This window comes from Streptomyces ipomoeae 91-03 (assembly GCF_000317595.1).
Taxonomy (GTDB): Bacteria; Actinomycetota; Actinomycetes; order Streptomycetales; family Streptomycetaceae; genus Streptomyces; species Streptomyces ipomoeae.
Genome location: NZ_AEJC01000349.1, coordinates 1 through 3,019, shown reverse-complemented (window position 1 = coordinate 3,019; position 3,019 = coordinate 1). Strand labels below are relative to the sequence as shown.

Genomic DNA, 3,019 nt, shown 5'->3' with positions numbered 1-3,019 from the left:
GGAACTGTGTTCCCCGGCATGAATGTTCACTGCTCCGGAAAAGAGAAAGCGCCCCTCCTCGCTACGGTGGGGCACATGAAGCTCTCGCCGTCCGAAGCCCGGGAACGCTTTGTCACGTCACCCGTCGCTCGGCTGGCGACCGCCGACACGGCGGGGCTGCCCCATGCGGTGCCGGTGACCTTCGCCGTCTTGAACGACGTCCTGTACTTCGCAGTCGATCACAAGCCCAAGAGCACACAGAACCTTCGGCGGCTGCGCAACATTCAGGAGAACCCCTCGGTGACGGCGCTGGTCGACCACTACGACGACGACTGGTCGACGCTGTGGTGGGCTCGCGCCGATGGCCAGGGCGAAATCCTGGAAGACGGCGAGGAGCGGCTTCACGCCTTGCGGTTGCTGCGCGACAAGTACGAACAGTACCGGGACTCCCCTCCCAGGGGCCCTGTGGTTGCCATTCGGGTCGAGCGGTGGAGTGGCTGGGCCTTCGCATGAAGAGACGGCAGCGCGGGGGTTGTGAGCAGGTGGCGGACAACGGCACCTGAGCGTGTTCTGCGCGTATGCGTGAGTGCTGCGGCCGGCGGCAGGAGCGCTCACGGGAGTGGAACGGACAGGACTCACTCCCGCTCAGTCTCCAGGAACGGTGTTCAAGGAGTGCCTTGATCGGCCTGCCTGCCGGTCGGCGGCGGGGTCGCGCGAGGTGGGAACTCAGGGGAGTGTGATTGACGGGGCATGGACAATCCATGACCGTGCGGCGGCGTTCACAGGGGTGCGCAGGCGGGTCTTCGAGAACAGGGGGCTTCCGGGAGGGCGTTGGCCGCCGTCTGGCACGATCTGCGGATGCGCGAGCAGACATCCTCCGAGATACAGAACGACAACGCCGAGCACGACGGCGACGAGTTGGCCGCCGCCCGGGCCGGGCGTCCCGGGGCCGCCCGTGCGTACGCCGAACTCCTCACCGAACAGGGGCAGGTGGACGAGGCCTTGCCCTGGTGGGAGAAGGCCGCTGAGGAAGGGGACGCCGAGGCCACCCGTACGCTCGCCATCGTCCACAAAGACCGGTGGGAGTTCGAGGAGGCCGAGCGGTGGTACCGCAGTGCGGCCGAGCGGGACGGGGGATGTGCGTTCGGGCTGGCGACGCTGTTGAAGGAGGCGGGGGATCTCGCGGGGGCGGAGGAGTGGTACGCGCGGGGCGCGGAGTTGGGCAGTGTGGAGTGCCTGACCAACGGGGCCGTGATGCTGGCCGGGCGGGGGGAGTGGGACGCGGCGTCGGCGCGGCTCGACGAGGCGTGTGAGAAGGGGGACCGGAAGGCCTTCCAGGCTCGCCACATCATCGAGAGCATTCAGGACGACCTGGAACGATGGCAGGACGCCCTCGCCGAGGCGGAGCGCGACGGGGACGCGGAGGACGCCTACGACGCGTTGCGCGATCTGCGCGACCCCGAGTACGCGGGCATGTTCGACGCCTATCCGTGCACGGTCGCCGAGGCGGAGGCCCTGTACGCCCGGGCCGCCGCGCTCGGCAGCGCCAAGGCGCTCGTGGACCAGGCCATCCTCGTGGAGCGGGACGAGAGCCGGTGGCCGGAGGCTCGCGCCCTCGCGGAGCGCAGCCACGAACTGGGGTACTCCGGCGCCGCGTTCGTGCTCGGAATCTGGTCGGAGGAGCGCGGTGAGCTGCGGGAGGCGGAGCGGTGGTTCCGCGCGGCCGACGAGAACGGCGGCCATGACCTCGCCTGCCTCAGGCTCGGCGTGCTGTGCAAGCGTCAGCGCCGACTCGACGAGGCGGAGGAGTGGCTGCGCCGGACCGGGGTGGACGAGGAGAACCACGACGCGTTCGACGGCGTCCAGGAGCTGATCGTCGACACGCTCAAGGAGGTCGCCGAGCTCCGGGCGCAGCACGAGAGCCCGGCCCGCGCGGAGCGCCGGGAGCGTCTGCCCGCACTGCGCGCCGCCGCCGAGGCGGATGGCGCCGGCCCGGAGGAGTGGTTCGCGTACGCCGACGCGCTCGACTGGTTGCGCCGCCTGCCGGAGGCCGCCGAGTGGTACCGCCGGGCCGGAACCCCGCGCGCACTCCTCGACCTCGGCCGCATGCTGTATCAGCTGGGCGGTGCCAAGGGCACGTACGTGCTGCCGTTCTACGAGCCCGCGGCGGCGGAGGGGGACGCCGAAGCGGCGTACGACATCGCCGAGATCCACTCCGAAGCCGAGGACAAGCGGTTGGCCGGGATCTGGTACCACCGGGCGGCGCGGCTCGGGCACGGGCGGGCCGCCTGGCATGTGGGCTGGATCTCCGAGGAGCGCGGTGGTGATCCACAGTTCGCGGAGCGCTGGTACGTACGCGCGGCGGAGAGCGGTCTGGCCCGGCCGGCCTATCTCGCGGGCATGAGCATGGTGCGGTACAAGCGGTACGCCGAGGCCGAGCGGTGGCTGGTGATGGCCTGGGAGAACGGCATCGTGGAGGCGTCGTACTACCTGGGGCGGGCGCTGCGCGGGCTCGGCCGTGTGGAGGAGGCCGTGGGGTGGCTGCGGCGGGCCGGTGAGCGGTACGGGGAGTTCGAGCGGGAACGGTACGGGTTCTCCAGGCTGGACCCTCGGCCCGAACTGGCCGGGTTGCTCGTCGAGTTGGAGCGGGACGAGGAGGCGGCGGGTGTCGTCGCGGAGATCCTGGAGGAGTATCCCGGGCATCTGGCGGGCAACCGCTTCGCCGGGATTCTGGCTCGTCGGCGGGGGGACCTGGAGGTGGCCGAGCAGCACTTCGAGAAGATCGCCGATCGGGATGGGGATGGCAGTGTCGGGGTGACGCTGCGGGAGATACGGGAGCTGTTGCGGCAGGTTTCGCATCCGCACGGGTAGGTGGGCGGCGGGGGTGTGCTGTCGATGGGGTGGTGCGTGGCCCGGCGGCTGATGCTGGGCGGGGATGGCTGTTCGGGTGAGCTGTGGCAGCTGGGGCCCGCGTCGGCTTCCGATCAGCGAGCGGATCAGCGGCGGCCGGGATGATGTCCTCCTCGCACGCGAACGGGCG

Annotated in this window: 2 protein-coding genes; both read left to right on the top strand. The window is 70.6% G+C overall.

The window, feature by feature from the left end:
• On the top strand, positions 1–492 hold a 492-nt coding region (locus STRIP9103_RS22470), incomplete at its 5' end, for a TIGR03668 family PPOX class F420-dependent oxidoreductase (RefSeq protein ID WP_324605701.1).
• 345 nt (positions 493–837) lie between these two features.
• On the top strand, positions 838–2,850 hold the full coding sequence (locus STRIP9103_RS22465; RefSeq protein ID WP_141585719.1) for a sel1 repeat family protein: 2,013 nt from the start codon (positions 838–840) through the stop codon (positions 2,848–2,850).
• Positions 2,851–3,019: the final 169 nt, after the last annotated feature.